This is a genomic window from Serratia sp. BIGb0163 (assembly GCF_024809935.1).
GTDB lineage: Bacteria > Pseudomonadota > Gammaproteobacteria > Enterobacterales > Enterobacteriaceae > Serratia > Serratia quinivorans.
Window position 1 is genome coordinate 2,238,871 of sequence record NZ_JANUDZ010000001.1, and the last position, 17,545, is coordinate 2,256,415.

Annotated in this window: 14 protein-coding genes; all 14 read right to left on the minus strand. The window is 53.3% G+C overall.

Annotation, left to right across the window (positions count from 1 at the left end; all coding sequences use genetic code 11):
• Positions 1-278 precede the first annotated feature (278 nt).
• On the minus strand, positions 279-1,628 hold the full coding sequence (locus M2406_RS10700; RefSeq protein ID WP_259189887.1) for a VasL domain-containing protein: 1,350 nt from the start codon (positions 1,626-1,628) through the stop codon (positions 279-281).
• Positions 1,629-1,645: 17 nt separating this feature from the next.
• A complete protein-coding gene (gene tssE / locus M2406_RS10705; protein ID WP_259189888.1) occupies positions 1,646-2,077 on the minus strand; it encodes a type VI secretion system baseplate subunit TssE in 432 nt (143 codons plus the stop codon).
• A gap of 1 nt (position 2,078) precedes the next feature.
• On the minus strand, positions 2,079-2,615 hold the full coding sequence (tssJ, locus tag M2406_RS10710; RefSeq protein ID WP_259189973.1) for a type VI secretion system lipoprotein TssJ: 537 nt from the start codon (positions 2,613-2,615) through the stop codon (positions 2,079-2,081).
• A complete protein-coding gene (gene tssG / locus M2406_RS10715) occupies positions 2,596-3,696 on the minus strand; it encodes a type VI secretion system baseplate subunit TssG (RefSeq protein ID WP_259189890.1) in 1,101 nt (366 codons plus the stop codon). The genes tssJ and tssG overlap by 20 nt, the downstream gene beginning before the upstream one ends.
• Positions 3,651-5,390, minus strand: a complete 1,740-nt coding sequence (gene tssF / locus M2406_RS10720; RefSeq protein WP_149330763.1) for a type VI secretion system baseplate subunit TssF — start codon at positions 5,388-5,390, stop codon at positions 3,651-3,653. The genes tssG and tssF overlap by 46 nt, the downstream gene beginning before the upstream one ends.
• Before the next feature lie 22 nt (positions 5,391-5,412).
• A complete protein-coding gene (tssA, locus tag M2406_RS10725) occupies positions 5,413-7,014 on the minus strand; it encodes a type VI secretion system protein TssA (RefSeq protein ID WP_259189892.1) in 1,602 nt (533 codons plus the stop codon).
• Positions 7,014-10,385 (minus strand): ImcF-related family protein, encoded by a 3,372-nt coding sequence (locus M2406_RS10730; RefSeq protein ID WP_259189893.1) that lies wholly within the window; start codon positions 10,383-10,385, stop codon positions 7,014-7,016. Before M2406_RS10730 ends, tssA begins: the two co-directional genes overlap by 1 nt.
• Complete coding sequence (locus M2406_RS10735) at positions 10,378-11,532, minus strand: hypothetical protein (RefSeq protein WP_259189894.1); 1,155 nt, start codon at positions 11,530-11,532, stop codon at positions 10,378-10,380. Before M2406_RS10735 ends, M2406_RS10730 begins: the two co-directional genes overlap by 8 nt.
• Before the next feature lie 3 nt (positions 11,533-11,535).
• Positions 11,536-11,802 carry a PAAR domain-containing protein gene (locus M2406_RS10740; RefSeq protein ID WP_259189895.1) on the minus strand — a complete coding sequence of 89 codons (267 nt, stop codon included), beginning with the start codon at positions 11,800-11,802 and terminating at the stop codon, positions 11,536-11,538.
• A gap of 33 nt (positions 11,803-11,835) precedes the next feature.
• Positions 11,836-13,170, minus strand: coding sequence for a hypothetical protein (locus M2406_RS10745; RefSeq protein WP_259189896.1), 1,335 nt, complete (start codon positions 13,168-13,170; stop codon positions 11,836-11,838).
• 18 nt (positions 13,171-13,188) lie between these two features.
• A complete protein-coding gene (locus M2406_RS10750; protein WP_259189897.1) occupies positions 13,189-14,076 on the minus strand; it encodes a formylglycine-generating enzyme family protein in 888 nt (295 codons plus the stop codon).
• A gap of 15 nt (positions 14,077-14,091) precedes the next feature.
• The gene (locus M2406_RS10755) at positions 14,092-14,271 is read right to left on the minus strand and encodes a hypothetical protein (RefSeq protein WP_259189898.1); all 180 of its coding nucleotides are present in this window, start codon (positions 14,269-14,271) and stop codon (positions 14,092-14,094) included.
• A gap of 69 nt (positions 14,272-14,340) precedes the next feature.
• Positions 14,341-15,228, minus strand: coding sequence for a formylglycine-generating enzyme family protein (locus M2406_RS10760; RefSeq protein WP_259189899.1), 888 nt, complete (start codon positions 15,226-15,228; stop codon positions 14,341-14,343).
• Positions 15,229-15,243: 15 nt separating this feature from the next.
• The gene (locus M2406_RS26510) at positions 15,244-17,538 is read right to left on the minus strand and encodes a hypothetical protein (RefSeq protein ID WP_259189900.1); all 2,295 of its coding nucleotides are present in this window, start codon (positions 17,536-17,538) and stop codon (positions 15,244-15,246) included.
• Between the last annotated feature and the right edge of the window lie 7 nt (positions 17,539-17,545).

The following is a 17,545-nucleotide window of genomic DNA, read 5'->3' on the forward strand; positions in this document are numbered from 1 at the left end:
AGTTTATCAAGATAGTTAGGCCGTTCATGCAGTTCTTGACCCGCTATCTCCAGACAAATTCTGTTTCTATGTTAACACTATCCTTTTACTCCGGTATTTCTTCGGTGAGAGATAGCAGTAGTCTGCTGCTGCGCCGGATTATTAAGAAACAGCGGCATCCTGCTTCAACAAAGGCAATTTCTGCCAGCGTCCAGTGCACATAGTGATTACGACGCGTAGCGGTTTTTTTGCAGCACCCACTGATGATGAATTCGGTTTCATTTTCATTATTCAGTCACTCAATCCGCATGAGTTATCAGTGCGTAACGGCTCTGCAATTGCTGAAGATGCTGCGCCGTCACTGTCTGACTGCCGTTGTCGTTTTTTTGCTGTGACAACTGGCGTAACTGTTCTTCCAGCGGCACGTTCTGGCTCAGCGTCTGCGTGATAGCAAACACCGAGGATTTCAGCTCCGAAACCGTGAGGTATTTCCCTCGCTGTGTATCGGTGCTGTTGAGTTTCTCCGTCAGCGACTGCAGTTGCATCATGGCCTGATGCCAGCCCTGTAGTCGGGCTTCCGGTAGAGCATTTGCCTCCACCTGCTGCTGCCACTGCTTCACAAGCACTGCCGTTTCCGGCTGATGCGGCCACAGGCGCTGCGTCTGCGCCACCAGGGCGAAGCCGTAGTCCTGCGCCCATGACGGGGAAAGCCCTGCCACCGCATCCAGTTGACGACGCGTGCGTTCCGTGATAACACGCCCCTGTGACTGCAACGCAACTGCGTTATCTTCAATCATTGCCCCCTGTTCTGAGAAAGAGAGCACCATCGGCAGCGGCGAGAGCGACGCGCCAATCAGGGTTTCCGGCTGATTGCCCTGCCAGTGCTGCCAGCCCCAGGCGCTCAGCCCCGTGAGCAGCAGGGTGGCCGCAACGCCACCAGCAAATCCCGTCCACACGCCACGACGATGACGCTTCAGGATGGAGGTCTGCGTGATGTGCTGTGTGCCGTCATCCCTCACCACCAGTACCACCGGTTCACTGTTGCCACAGGGTTGCCCGATACTCTCCGGTATCGCACGGGAGGTATGCAGGTATGAAGACTCAACGGCCGGGGGCAAGGGGGTATCTTTAGTGTTCTCCAGCCTCACCACCGCCGCATGCATCCAGTGCAGCAGCGCATCCATTTTACTCACCTGGCGAAGCACCAGACGCTGCAGCAGGTCACACAGGTGCCGCAGTTGTTGCTCAAGACGATAAATAGCAGGCAGGTCCTGGTGACTGAGGGTAAACCGGCGCAGGCTCAGCATCAGATGGTCACTGAGCCACACCAGAATGTCCTTACGCACCGGCATCTGGGGCGGCCACATGACACTCCACTGGTGCGTGATAAGCGAATCCACCAGCTCCAGCCCCTCCGACAGACCGGGTAAACCGGAGCGCTGCAGGCGGGCACAGCAGAACCACGCTACCGTCTGCAGGTCGGTACCGTTGTGACGAAACAGGGTCACGCACAGCTGCTCTACCCTGCCCCAATCCACGTCGGGTCTCGCAGGATGAGTCAGCTTGCTCAGTTCATCGCGCAGTTGCGTGTATTCAGACCACGCGCGCGGGTCCTGGCCCGCATGAACGGGCAGGTGTCGGGAAAACATAGCGTCAGTACCTTTAATCAGGAGGGGAGTATTCGTTGTTGTTTCAGGTGACGGAGCAGGACTTTACCTTCCGGCATAAATTCAGTGCCAAAGCGTACCAGTTCACCGTCCGGCATCTCAGCCTCGATGGCGTAGCGCAGTTCACCGGGCTGGGTCTGCTCCAGCATCACCACATGAATATCCTGAATGCGCGGCTCGTATTTCAGCAGCACAGTGGCCAGGGTGGTTTTCAGCTCATGCGCTGTGCCGGGCATCCCCTGCAGAATGTGTGTCATATCCGGCAGGCCATAGTCCGGCAGATGCGCCACCGAACCGGCCCGAGTGTTGAGCACCCGCTGCAGGTTATCCAGCACCGACAGAATGTACTGGTTTTCTTCGTTGACCTGCTCCAGGGGCAGACCACCAGCAAAATGTCCATAGAGTTTTTCGTACAGCGACGGACGGCGCATGTTATTTCTCCTTCACGGGCAGCAGCGTCAGCCGGTTATCACCCGCTTCAATCAGACGCGCTTTATCAGGGGCAAGGTCTTTGCGGGGAATGACTACCCGCCAGGTATTACGGGTCTGGTCCGGTGACAGGAACATAGCGGCCACCGCCACGTACTGCGCGGTCTCCTCCATTGGCATATCAATCTGTACGGCTTCGCCGGGTTTCAGCCGAATATCCTTTTCCGCCAGCAGGTCAGCCTTTATCACTAGGGCGTCACCGGCAGAGAGCGCCTTATAGTCCGCACCATCAAATGCCTTACGGTCTTTCAACTGGTAGATTCGTATCATCGTGGGCAGGGGGATGCCGTCGTCGTTGACGTTCAGCGCTGCGCGAGCCCGGATATCAAGGTGTAACGTCCTCACCTGCTTGTAAAAAATGGACGTGGCGACGGCTTTCGTACCCTCTGACACTTTCTGCGTCAGGCCACATCCAGTGAGTAATACGGCTGCTGTCAGCGCAGCACATACCGTCACGGTCTTACGCGCGGTAATCACCATCTTCATCGGTCTCCTTGCGGTTAACATTTTCCCTGATGCACTGCCAGCGCCCCAGGGGAATAGTGAGTATCCGGTGTTTGTCGGATGAGAGTGGGCGCAGCGACCGCAGCACGGCAGTACGCCCCAGTTGCACGCCGCCATGCTCAGGATGGCAATGTGCCTGCGCATCCGGCAGCAGGGTACGGTTCACACACAACTGCAAGCGCACATCCAGTGCGCTGCCGAGGTAAACATGCAGCAGGGCCAGCAGGTCGGTATGCAGTTGATTACCAGGTAACCAGCCCTCTACCTCCTCCGGATTATCCGTGGTGAGCTGCAGCAGCACCTGACTGTTCACGTCTGTACCGTGGTCACCCATAACCGGGCGCTGTCGCAGGCTGACCGGGTTGCGGGTACTCATGGTTGCCGGCGACGTCAGCGGTACAGGGTAGCGGTCGTGATGCCAGACGGTGGCACGGGTATCGGGCGCCAGCAGCGTGACCAGCGAGCCCAGCCCTTCGGCGGTACGCCCCGGGAGCAGCATCACCGGCAACAACGCCAGAAAACGCGAGACCGGGGTGGCAATATTTTGCGCACAGCCGGGTATGCCCAGTCCTGCCATCCCCAGCAGATACTGTGAGGTACGGTCCCGACCACCGGGCTCAAAGGTCGCAGGATAAGAATACTTGCGCCAGATACGGTAATACTGGGTAATCAGCCGGTGATTGAAAATATCAAGAAAATCACAGACGGCTTCATAGCCTTCCTGACGCTGTGTAATATCGTCGGTGTAGATGGTGGGCAGGGGCGATTCCACGCCATACAGCCCCATAAAAGTGACCCGCACCGTGGGCGGCAGGTGCGGCGGTTCCGGGATTTCAGCACCTTTAATTTCTCCAACCGGAAAGCCCATGCCTGGATGCGGGCGAAAGCGCACCGGCTCCTGACGCACCTGCCAGCTGCTGCCCGCCACGGGCGCCTCCGGATGGCGTTTTTCCACTATCTGGCACAGCCGATAAAAGTTGGTGCGGGGAAGCGTATCCTGAAGCTGCGTTATCAGCCGGGCAGTCGCGGACTGTGATTCTCTTTCCACCGGATGCATTTTCCTTCTGGCTGAACGATAAGGGAGAGCTGGTTAAACTGGTTCATGTCGGCATAGAGCGCGAAGAAGCGGTTAAGCATCTCCCCGAACAGGTGGATATCCCCTTCACCGGTAAAGCCATTGCTGTCGAGGGTGACCTCGATATCCAGCCCGCGCAGCAGAAAACCGTCCTCAAAGCGCTGAATGCGGTGATGCCGTACATCCTGAATGGCCGACAGACGACGATTATTCAGGTCATCGTCCGTCCAGTTATACAGTTTCAGCGTGCCACTGAGCACTTCCGGGCTGCTCATCATGTTCAGAAAGCGGGTCCCCAGATGGCTCATGATGCGCCAGTGGAAACTGTCCTCGTCAGGCGGATACACCGGCAGCGTCGGCTTGCACAGGTTACGCAGGGTCACGGGGGTCTTGAGCCTTTGCTCGCAGCGCTCCAGCAGCGTGCTCTGCAGCGACTGGCGCGGTAGCTGACCGTTGGTGCCAGTGATACCCAGAGAGAGTGTGTCCTGCTGCGGTACGTTCTGCTCTCCGCCAAGGATTATCCAGGTGTCATACATGCCGGTGACGCTCCGCTTCACTCGGGTATGAAAGTAGCGTTCCGGGGCCTGGCGGCGCAGCATGCCCCCCTGATGGCGGAAGCTGCTGAACGGGACGTAGGTCGTACCGGTGCCGGTCACTTCATCCACGGAGTAAATTTCGGTATGACCGTCCTGAAGCAGTTTCGGGCGCAGCAGGTACTCGCTTTCCAGGCCGTTCACCCTCAGCGGGTCCGCGTCCAGCGTGAACAGATTTATCACCGGCACGCAGTGCAACCGCAGGGCATCGGTGGCAACCGGCAAATCGGACGGCCATACCCGGCTGAAAACCGCCTCAATATCAAAATGGGTGATACCCGGCGGGAGCGTGATGTTTTCCAGACCGTTGAGGTGCACAAACATAAACTTTTCGCGGAAGGTGAAATACTCCAGCAGCAACTGATAGCCGCTGAAGGCACTGTCCCCCTTCGGCCACAGACGGTCCTCATCGGTAAAACCACCGGGTGAGAACCCGCCGTCCAGCCGGATACGCTCCCCGGAGCCGGGCAGACGCAGATACAGCGCATCCAGCCGCTTTGTCAGCCACAGGTGCAGCGAACTGCTGACCGGGGCATCGTCGGCCAGATACAGGCACAGGCGCTTCAGGTCAGTCTGCGCCCAGTCAATCTGGGGGGCGCAGGCAAATCGCGTAATGAGCTTAGAGCGCCCGTCCGGCTCAGCGATCAGGGAGACGTTTCGCACCGTGAGTGGATTAAGCATCATGGACCGGGTGGTACGATAGCGACAGACGGTGTTTTTAATGCCTACCGGGCGAGAGTACACCCCCAGCCCGTCGGGAACCTCTTCGGCAATCTTCATCTCCCGCAGCTCCGGCGTGAAGCCCACCACCGACAGGGAGGGAATGGTACGCATATAGTGCGGCCAGAGCATGCTGACCAGCCCTTCCGTCAGTTCCGGCAGGTCGTCATCGATTTTCTGCCGCAGACGCCCCATTGAAAACGCAAAGCCTTCAAACAGGCGCTCCACATACGGGTCCGGCGTACCGGCCTTATCCAGGTCCAGCCTGGCTGCCCTGTCCGGGTGGGTCTGAGCGAACTCCTTCGCGGCTTCGCGCAGGTAGCGCATTTCGGCGTCAAAATAGCGCAGGGTTAAATCTTCCATTATTTGTCATTTCTCTTCAGGATTAACCGCACAAAACAAAGGCTCTGGCGGGATCAAGCGCCACCAGTCCGGCCAGTAGCGATTCCATCTCCGGCTGTAGCCGCGTTTTCTCCGCTTCACTGCGCCCGGCCTGCAGACGCAACAATTTGAGTTTTCGGGCCTTCACCTCAAACAGCAGCTCCGGCTCCCACTGTTGCAGCGTCAGGTTGCCCGCCTGCGCATTCAACTCACCCAGCAGATGCAGGGCCAGCGTGTTTTTACCGTACTGTTCGGCGATACGGGCCATCAGCAACTGCATCAGCCAGCGCTCCCGACGGGAGACCACACCGGGGCGCTGTTGTAACCAGGTCAGAGCCGCCTCCACACCGTCGCTGTCGGCTTTTTCCATGGCTTCGGTTTCCAGCGCCAGAATATCGTTTTCGGTGGTGCTTGCCGTGTTGAAGGAGGGCTCCTGCCAGTCAGCCGCATCATTCAGTACCCGCTGGCGTATCCAGCTCAATGTCACTTCGTCGGCAAAGGGAGAACCATCATTAAAGGCCAGAGCGTCCAGACCAGGCAGGCGACTGAGCAGCCCTTTCAGGTCGTCCTGGATAATGGCGGCTTCCGTCTCACGGCCCAGTTTCAGTAACGCCTGATGGATATACCACTGCACATCCAGCCACAGGTGACCGGCCCCGCGTGAGAACAGGCTGTCCGCCTGCTCCCGAAGTTCGCTCCAGCACTGCTGCTGATACAGCCGTTTCAGAAGTGCACGGGCATCCGCCCTGGGAGGCTCAATGCGGGTGCGGCCATCCCCCTCAGACGGCGGCAACTGCTGCAGCGTGTCATGACGCAGCGTCTTCATCAGCCGGTGTGCAGCAAGCCAGCCTTCAGGTTGTTCGTTCAGCCAGGCGGTCATTTGTCGGGCCAGGTCCAGCAGGTCACGACCAGAAGCAATGGTTGCTCCACCCGGGAGTGACGAAGTACGCGTGGTCGTTGCGGATATGCCTGGTGCATCACTGGCAGAGTTCTGCGGTATCACGGCATCCGCCCCGCCGGATGTCATCAGCCGGGACGCCAGCGCCGTGTACAGCGCACCGGTCTGTAGCCTGGGTTCGCCCTCCTCAGGCGTGGTTGTCTTTGCTATTACCTGCAGCGCCCCGGCGATACGTCGAGAATCTTCCACCGAGGCTTCCGGATACAGCGCCAGGCTGTCCAGCATCCGCGTTCCCGCCAGCCATTCCAGTGCCGCAGTCCGGGGGCGCTCACGCTGCGGGTGAAGCTGCGTCCCAAAACGTTGCAGGAGCGCGGCCAGCAGCTCCAGTCCGTCAGCCAGACCGGCCTCACCCTCTATCGTCAGTCTCGCCCAGGCGTACCAGGCTGCTATACGAATGTCTTTCGTGGCAGTGGTCAGTAGTTTTTCACTCAGACAACAGACCATCGCCGGGTCAATACCCGAAAGCCGGTCCATCTCCTCGCGCAGTCGCTGAAAATCATCGTCGTAGCCGGGATCATCGCCGGTGGGGGCCCGTTCCGAAACCGGTAACAACCAGTTCTCCCACAGCGTAAGCCGCTGCTGAGTCTGTTCAGCCAGCGTATTCTGTTCGGCCTGACAGGCCGCCAGTAGGGAATGCAGCGTCGCCATCAGTCCGAGTCCTCCGTCTGCTCATCCGCCGTTGTCCGGTCCGCGTGTGCATCTTTGACAACGAAGACGGTGTCCGGCAGGGTAAAGTGCCGCAATTTCAGCAGGACCAGTGGTCCCTCACCGGCTTGCGTTCGCAGGGTGTAATTCAGCGCCCGCCCGTCCTGAGCATCCCAGCGCAGCCGGTAACTGCTGTTGAGTCCGGGATATCCCTTAACCTCTGCTTTATCCAGCAGACGGATAAGCCCCCATTCTCCGGGTAACTCAGCATACGAGCGGGTACCGGCCTGCACGCTTATCCAGCTTAACGAAGCCCCCAGTGAAGTTGTATCACCCGGCCAGCTGAAGTGTTTCCAGACCGGCATCTGGTTAACATAACTGAGCGTCTGACCGTCGGTGCGAAAATCGGTCTCCACCACCCCTGCCGCCGTCCCCGGACGCAGGTCAAACTGCAGGCGGGCCGTATCCGTCGTGAACGCCACATCAGAAACATGGCTCAGCGTGTTAATCGCATCCAGAAATGCGGGGTTAAAGGTCAGCCCCTGACTGTTGAGCGAGTCCGGCACCCAATGACTCCCCTCCTGATGCAGCACGCCGTTCAGACTGGTCTTCATAAACGCGGCCACCCTGCCGGAGTCCGCATCGAGGTATTTTGCCAGCAGCGTCAGCGACGCGTCGCTGTCGGTGTCCTTAAACGGATAGCGCCCGCCAAAGGCGCGGTTCCAGTCGTTCACCACCGATGCGCGCCACTGTGCGTTCAGACTTTCAGCAGCCGGCGTCAGGACCTGCTGCCAGGACTGTGCCATCGGGCGAACAAACAGGGTCTGCCCAAAGCTGCGCCACTCCTGACCCAGCTCTGCCGCCACCAGACTGCCGTAGTTCTGGGTGTCCGTTAAATCTACGCTCTTCCCCTGAAACACAGCCTGCGCCAGCGCCTGCATCATCGCCTGCGGGTCCGTGGCGTCGGTGACCTGCTGCAGGTGCAGGCGTACCTGGGTCACCCGGGTAAGGAAGGTCTGCAGACTCAGGAGGCTGTCGCTGTTGCCGTCGGTCTGTTTGCCCGTCAGCGCCAGTACCGGACCGAAGGTGTCATCCAGCGGGCCGTGCGTGGCAGCGCTCTGGTCAATGGCCGGAACGCTCTCACGGGACAGCAGATTCTTCGCGGATTTCACCAGTGAATCGGTGATGGCGCCTCCTGTCTCGCCAGTACGCCCCTGCACGTTCAGGGTGTTCATCAGCGCAATCAGTGGCGACTGACGCACATCCGCCATCAGGGTAAGCTGGTCGATAACATCTGAGAGTGTCGGCGCGGGCTGCAGCCGGATGCTGTTGAGAAACGAAAGCCAGGCACCGCTGAAATCGGCAAAATAGCGGTCAGTCAGCTGTTGTTTCAGGGTCTCAGGGGAGACCTGCTGCGAGGCGGACTTCTTACTGTCGGTCAGCACCCAGTCCATCTCATCCCGGCGCTCTTTCACCACCTTTTCAATTGCAGGCTGCACGGCATTTTCCCAGGCCTGACGGGTGAACATGCCCGGTACCACAGCTTTTGTGGTGTAGAGCCGCGCCACGTCCGTCTCACCGGTCATGTCCTCCAGACGCATATCGGCGTAGAGGTGTGACACCTGTTTCAGCACCTTCTGGTACAGGCCCGATTCACTGTTGCGCATCCCCGTCAGGCGGACCAGCAGCCCACGGGTGGTGCTGACCAGTTCATCATCGTTGTTTAAGCGCCACTGCGGGTGCGAAGGTAAGGCGGCGGCATAGAACGCCAGCAGGGCTGGCCCGTCCCCCTGCCACGCCCCTGGCGCCATCCCCTCGCGAGTCGGCCACGCCTGCATCAGCGTGTCGCGGAACCAGGCCGGGTCCATTTTGTCGGGACGGGTCAGCATCAGCCAAAGCTTCAGCTGGTTGTAGGCCGGTTTTGCCAGGCGAGCCCGCTGCGGACTGTCCGCGGGTAACTGCACAAACGCCTGGAGCTGCTGGCGAAGATGGCCGGCTGCCGCATCCCGGATCAGCGGCAGCGCACTCTGCGCATAGCGGGGAAATGCCGCACTCAGTAACACGTTATTCTGGTTGAGACCCGCATGCAGATACCAGGGGGCACCGTGCGCCTCACGGTACTCCAGACGGGCTAATGTCTTCTGCAGTGTCGTCAACGCCTGCAGCCGAACCGTCAGGGACCGGTGCGTATCCAGGACCGCCTGCACCTGCTGTTGTGTACCAGATACCAGCGTGCGGTTAGCCACAAAGGAGACCACCATCGCGATACCACACAGTGCCATCGCGGAGGCGGCGGTTATGGCCGCGAGTTTTATGCGCCCCTCGTTGAGTCCCGCAGGCCTGAGTACGGCAGGGAGTTCCCGCACCGTTGCTGGCAGCACGTCCCAGCGGTTGTCTTTCGCCCAGTGGTGCTTCACGCTGCGCTCAGCCCCGACGGAGGGCGGGCTGAATATCACGCCCGACAGCGGCAGAGGACGGTGCGGATTCAGCCACGGCGACAGGGGTTTAGAGATAGATTCCGGGCTGGCCGATAGGCGGTCAGCCAGCGTCAACAGGAAGTGATGTGTCGACTCGTGGCATATCTGCTGAATGCCACGGCGGATAAGGTTTGGTACCAGAGCCTGCAGGTGAGTGGTCAGCGCCTCCGGGCGACAACCGGCAGGCAGCAGACAGCCCACCGCCTGGGTGACCCGATCGGCCTGTACACTACCCGCTGTTTCCAGAGACCAGACGTACAGAGGCAGACGTCGTGCAAGATGGCTGTAAACCTCCCGGAACGTTCGACCGAGCTGGTCCATAGCGTCTTCGTCAGCTGATTCCAGCGAGGCCGTTACCCACACCAGCCCGTCGGCTGGAGTGCGGCGCAACTGACGCAGCGCCCGCAACCAGACCGTATCTACAGGCTGTGCCGGGTCACCGCCCCACAGCAGCAGCGTCCCCCGGTCTTCCTGCCAGAATTGCGTGGTCAGTCCGGGGGTCAGCAACTCGACCTCCGACGGGGTGCCGGTAACCAGCAGAATGCGGATCTTATGGGACCAGAATCGGCCGTACTGATGGCGCAGCGTCTCGCGGATTTCGCTGACGGTGACGTTATGAGGCGCGGTCTGGACAGAGCGAATGTCCTCGTCAGGGATTTCACTTTTGCGTGTAGCCTGAAAGCGATGCCACCGCTCCTGCACCAGCAGACCAATCACGCCACCGTGACGCAGGATCAACAACAATATCCAGACCGCAACAACAATAAGACATTTTTCCCGCAATGAAGTGATCCCGATTTCGTCACCAAAATACCCTATCAGCCAGGCGATAGCCCCCGCGATCACCAGCGTTAATCCGTAGCGTCCCCAGTTGCCGCGCCACACTGAACTACTCATGCTCCTGATCCTTATTCCCGGTTGTCACGGTATTAATAAAACGATGATTGGTGCTGCCGGAAAGCATCAGACAGTCAGCCTGCAGCAGACGCACCAGGTCACTGACAACGGCAGCCAAAATCCAGGAAGAAAAAGGACCGCAGATACCGGTATATGTTTCCAGCCAGTGAAGTTGCTCTGTTTTCCAGTCACCGCCATATTTTTCGCTGGCTTCGAGTAGAGTGGCGAAGTCATCCCCCCAGCGGAGATGATCGCCAATGATGTATCCGGTGGTATTCGCCTGCATCTGTGTGCAAAAGTAGAGATCCAGCTCTGTGAGAAGAACGTCAGTACTCAACGGCATCGGGCGCAACAGACGCACATCATGCTCAAGTTTAAATTTGTCGGCGACATCGTCGAGGGTCAGCAGCAGCGCTGCCAGCGCATCGCTGTACTGCTCTGCGCCGTGCATCTGGTGAACCAGAATTAATTCGACCAGAATCTCGGGCGTTTTGATCCGCTGCTCAATGGAGGCAAAGGAGTATGAACGTAATATCTCCAGAGAGGGTACCGCACTGCCCGCTGGCATCTGTTGCTGCCAGCAGTCGCTAAACGCCTGGAGCAACACATCATCATCGTCGGGGGAATCGGTCAACAGGACAACTGTCAGGGGGAGGCGAGCAGACAATCGCTGGATAGCCGGGCAGACGTTACCGAGTAGCACAGACAGTGCATCAACGTCATTGTCCGCATCAATCCTTAGCGCCTGGTTTATATGTTTCTCCTTGCCGGAAGCGGCCATAAACTGTGCCGGAGTCAGCCTGCCAGGCAGAAGCGCTTCACTGTACATAACTGCCAGATAACGTCCCGCCCATTCAACCCACTGTTGTTGCGCGTAATTCGCTTCTTTAGCTTCAAACTCGTGTTTGTCCACGCCATTGTTATATATCCAGCCGCGCAGACAAATCAGCACAAACCAGACAAATACCGGGGCACCGGACAGTAGCCAGACGTTGTACTGCTGCCATACCCTCAGTAAATGGTTTGCATGAAGCACAAACAGCAGTACGCCAGCAATCAGCGCAACCAGACCAGCAAACAGCCAGATAATTAATGACGGCTCTTCTGGCATTTTTGCTATAGCGGGTTTATTACGTATCCAGGCCATGCATTATCCTATTGCGACATCCGGTGCACCGGAGATCACCTGGCAGCCACATTCGCAATGACACCCATCGACGACAACGGCTTTACCATCTAAAAACCATTCAGAAGAGCCTTCAATAATGGCATTAATACCGTGCCCCGTTTTTGGACAGCTGACTTTATCACCTACCAGTGCCACTTTTTTATCATTGACTATCATGGTGGACGATGCAGAAATCACTTCACCACCATGCGTAGTTTTATCACCGAGTAATACAAACCCTTTTGACATGATAATCTTCCCTTTGCTATATGAAAAAAATAATTAATTGACTGACTGCAAGTTTTCAACAACCGTCCAGAAAACTAGATCCGGATCTTTTTCTGGAGATATTTTCACAAACTCCTGAGATTCAATGGTTCTTATATCCTGTACAACGGCATCAACGCCACTTCTTGCCGAACCACAGTTCTTTTCGTCCGGAGAGTTATTCAAATCTTTGCAAACCATATAATCACCTAATACCTTTACGGCACTACCTTTCTTTGGTCTGGATAGTTTCGGTTCTACAAACGGATAAGAAGCTTCACCATGCGACACGCTAACAGTACGGTTCAGTTCGCCCTTAACATCAAAAGAAATAGTGTTAAAACCACCAGATAGATTTATCTTTATTAAATCACCTTTATCGGTGGTAACTGAATAAAAATAGTCATGACCACTGGTTAATTGAACAGCCTTCAATCCGGAATTGTATTTATTAAAAAGCAGCCCATAGTCACTTCCGTTACTTTTTGACGCGCCATTTTCAGTAAAAACATACCATACGGGCTTTGAGCGCCCACCAAGTAGCATTGCGATTTTATGTTCATCATTAAAGACATAAAATTGCTCAACCCCATATCCAGCATCATCCATACGTGGTAGATAAATATTATTTACAACTCCGGTGCGTGTATTGATTGACAATAACGCAGGGTTTTCGATCTCATTCATGCCACTATCTTCAAGATATGCATTGACATATAAAACATCGCCATTATCGGAAAGGTAAGCAAAATCCCCTAGTGATTTTAGAGAGTATTTGATGTCTTTTGAAAAGTGAACTTCCTTTAATGTATTTTCGCTTCTGGACTTCGATAACAGAGAGAAGTGTTTGTCAAAAATAGCAACAGCAATATTGTTTTTATCGTTAAAGAATAGCCGATGTGGCTTGTCTGTTTTATCTCCCCCACCGGAAAATATAACCTTAGATACAGAAGAGTTCATGTTGTAAGAGTAAATATTTTCTCCGTCGGTAAAGATACAACGGCCATCATTTGACGAAATAACAACATTATTGATGGGGGCCGTCCTGAAGTACACATCACTTGACGGGAAAAAACTTTTCTTAAGTCCAGACTTAACATTTGCAGCCCATAAATAACTACTGGCTTCACCAACTCCACCACAGATAAGTCCGGTAGTAGCATTGAAATCCATACCACCTGAAAAATTGTATCCAATGAGTATTCTATCCTTAACTTCTGGACCATTCCACAAGTAAAGGTTGAGGTTCTTAATATCCTCAACAAGATAATGCTGACTATTCGCCAGAACACTTGATGAATATAAAAATGAACAGAAAATAAAAATAATCTTTGAGGAGAATAATCGCATATACAAACCATCTTTAATCTAGCTGTTAATAACACAGCGAAATACATATGAAGGATCAACACCATCCTTCTCGTAATCATCATCTTTGTCTACCTTGGGGATAGGCTGTGACGATTGCCTGAATATAGTCAGGGCATATTGACTGTCACCACCAACATACCCCCGCAATACTTTCCGCGTTCCTTTTTTGGGGCCCTGAGGATCTTTCACCGGGGAGTGAGAGTAATAGTCCGATGCGTACCAGTCATTAGTCCATTCAGAACCACTTAACCCCATGTCGTAGAGACCCAGGGGGTTAGGGGGGTATTTTCCTACTGGATAAAAAGGAAAGCCGAACCCATCGGTATATTTACTCAGTTCATCCTCATTTGGTATATTAACCCCAGGTGTAAACTCGCCATTGTTTGTAGGAAATGGAAGATACTGACCTCTGGACCTCGCCGCATATTCCCATTGCGCCTCTGTCGGCAGGTCTATTTTTCTTCCAGACTCTTTACCTAACCACTGACAATAATCCTTCGCCTGTTGCCAGGTAACACCAACAGAATAATCATACTTTGCCAATGATGGATAGTCTTTCAACAATATGTTGACTGGAGGGGGGGGCTTACCGGTTACCTTAAGATATTTATTATAATCACCATTAGTAACTTTATATTTCGATATCGCAAAGCCGCTCAAAACGACTTTATGCAAATGTTTATCATCCTGCTGGATACTGAATGGCAGCTTCTCTTTCACTAGGGGACCAAAGTCACCCATGAGGAACTCCCCTCCCTGTACGGGGATCATATTTGCAACGGATTTATCTACCAAGGCTTTCGTGACTTGTGTATCAACATTACTCCGATCACAACCGGTCAGAAAACAGACTCCTGTCACGATAGCTATTAAATTATTATTCATCTTATTCCTCAAAGATTACGCCATCATAGTGTTTTTCATGATTGGATTCGCTGGATGTTGTTCATCCACCATCGCAAGGTATTCATCCATTTCATGGTCGGGAATAGAGACAAAAGGATCGTCGTGGTCAACAGAGGCGGGCAAATTACCGTATAAACGCGCCAGTTTTTCACCGTAGTGGGTATAGAAAAACAAACATAATCAGAATACGTTTTATAAATAGGTCTGTAAGCTGGAAAGGATGATGACCTAAACAACTGGAGTTTAGTAATTAACCACACAGCGAAATACATATTGTGGACCAACCCCATACTTCTCATAATCATCGTCTTCGTCGATTTTGGGTATAGGCAGTGACGATTGTCTGAACATGGTCAGGGCGTATTGACTGTCACCACCAACATAACCCCGCAATACTTTTTTAGTACCATTTGAAGGTCCTTGAGGATCTTTCACAGGGGAGTGAGAGTAATAATCTGATGCGTACCAGTCATTCACCCACTCTGAGCCACTTAAGCCCATGTCATACAGGCCGAGCTGATTTGGGGGGTATTTGCCAATGGGGTAGATGGGGATACCTAGTCCATCTGTATACTCATCCAGTTGCTCTTCGTCGGGTATGTTCTTGCCTTTCTCCAACACCCCATTGTCGGTGGCAAAGGGAAGATATTGACCTCTTGATCTCGCTGCATATTCCCATTGAGCTTCGGTCGGCAGGTCGATTTTTTTACCTGACTCTTTACCCAGCCACTGACAGTAATCCTTAGCCTGTTGCCAAATGACTCCTACAGGGTAGTCATCTTTTAGTAGGGATGGATGACGCTTTGCCATTATATCTGCAGGTGGTTTCTCTTTCCCCGTAGACTTCAGATAAGCCGCGTAATCCGCATTCGTCACCTTGAACTTCGATATCGCAAAGTCGCTCAGAATAACCTTGTGCAGATGTTTATCATCCTGCTGGATACTAAATGGCAGCTTTTCTTTCACTAAGGGCCCAAAGTCCCCCATTAAAAATTCACCTCCCTGTACGGGGATCATGTTTGCAACAGAATTATCTACTAGGGCTTTCGTGACCTGAGTATCAATATTACTCCGTTCACAACCGGTCAGAAAACAGACTCCCGCCACGATAGTTATTAGCTTCTTATTCATCTCGTTCCTCAATGATTACGCCATCATAGTGTTTTTCATAAGGGGATTTGCCGGATGTTGTTCATCCACCATCGCAAGGTATTCATCCATTACTTGGTCGGGAATAGGAACAAAGGGATCGTCGTGGTCAACAGAGACGGGCAAGTTACCGTATAGCAGCGCCAGTTTTTCACCGTAGTGGGTGTAGAAAAACAAACTACGCTCACCAATACCAAGGAATTTGATGACATCCTGTTCATTGCGCTTGCTGTCGCCTTTCTTCTCGCCTGGCGACGTACTCAGATGCTGCATAACGTTATTATAATCAGCCTGGCTCTGGACCCACTTTAACGCCTTAAAAACAGCCTGTTTTCGGAGTTTCAATGGTCCAATCAGCCAGCTATTAACAGAAAAGAAATTATTGTTTTGATTTCTTGGATCAATCCAATCCGCCCAGTTGATGTCTATCAGAGTGGCGATTATGGCCCCCTTTGTCTCTGGTGGTGTATACTTTAGCTGATCAGGGTTACTTAAAATGCTCTCCATTAACTTAACACGTATTTTTTCATCAAAAAGATCTTTTTCAATGCGTTGTAATAACACAACCATATCTGTAAGCATTGCTTCGCCAGCCTGTATACCTTGAGCAGCCATAATGATAGGAATTGCGCACAAAGAACGGAAGGCATCCCCTGCCATCATCTGATCCAGCTTTTGATAGTCCACATTTCTGAGCATAAACATAAAGCTCTTCATAAATGCAGCAAAGGCATTACCATCAACTTCAAATCCGAGAGAGCCCTTTGCACCCACTCCCCAACAAAGCGCAGCCTTACAATAAATTCTGAAACGGCTGTTAATATACGAGATGTAAAATACGCCAGAGCCTCCCGCTCCCACCTGAAAGCTTGAACCAAGTGAAAGTGTGGCAATCGCCGTAAATTTTTTCTCCGTTGGTACAATGGGGTTATCAGCATTATCCGTCGTTTTCTTTCCCTCATCCGGATGTGGATCGAACCATTCAATGGCCCCTTTGACGTTACCGCCAGCCTGCGCTCCCGCAAAAGCCCCAATTTCCCCACCCGCTTTAACATCAGGGATAACCGGATTGGCGAGATTGATCGTTCGTCTTCCTGGCTGAGGTGGCGGGGCCAGGCTGGCCCTGCGACCTTTAATACCATATCCTTTTGCCATTTCCCCGCTGGCATCAGCTTCAACACCCAGTTCAATCGCGAGGCTGGCACCCGCGTTGCCCGACAGTACCGCCGTAAGCGAAAATCGCAATGCGCCCATGTTACACACACCAGCATCTGGTAGCGCCATTTCCGCAAGATTGTTGACATCCTCTCTTGCAGGAAACAGCAACTTTACCCCTAACCTGTCAGGAATATAGAGTTCCGCAGAGCCTTTCGCTTCACCCAGAGCAAAACTCGAATGCCCCTCGATTTTTGCTGAGGCTTTTTTCTCTAACGGATTAAACTCTGCCGATAACCCAGCCCCCTGGCTGTAGCGCATTAACTGGGCCTGAGCACTCAGATCGACGTACTGATGAAAGGTTGACTCATCATTGGGATTATCATTTTCATTGGGCCAGGTTAGCCCTTTATTCATTTTTTTTGCCCAGTCAGTAAGAACAACATTGCTGTCTTCCAGTAGTTCATCTTCAAACTTCAAAGTTGCTGATACTTTTTTTAATTGTTTTTTTAGCTCTTTCACATCAATTTTGGCGGAGCGAACTTTCGTTTTTATTTCATTACCCTTGGCATCATGCCCTGAAACCACTTCTTTGTTTTCATATTTAACAAAACTGGCTTCACCACTTTCTTTATCAACTTCGCTTAACTTATATTTTCGCCAGTGATTTTTTATTTTATCCGATCTGACATGGGTCATTTTAAAACCGGTGGTGCCTTTTAATGGAATGAGTTCCATTATCCCGACTGCTGATTCCTTCGAGTTCTCATCAAGCAACTCACCTTCGGGGACTTTTTCTGAGAGAGTTTTCAGTTCTTCTGTCAGTTTTGCATTTGCTTTATTGAGATTATCGTAAGCATCTTTCAGTCTGCTGTCATAGACTCTCTGTGGTTTAGTACCCACTTGGGTGAGCATTTCATAATTAATCTCATCCAGAACATTTTGTGCTTTATTCTGCGATTCCAGAAGCGAGGATAACAGTGCGTGCTCCTGCTCAATTATTCGATTATCCTGAGCATCGACACATAAAAGCGTTGCGCTTCCAGGATGGAAGTAAATCTGAGGCTCATGTTCGCCGTGGACAACCGTTGCTTTACTCACATTATCCAGATTACTTTGTTGTATACCCTTAGCCATTCTCTCA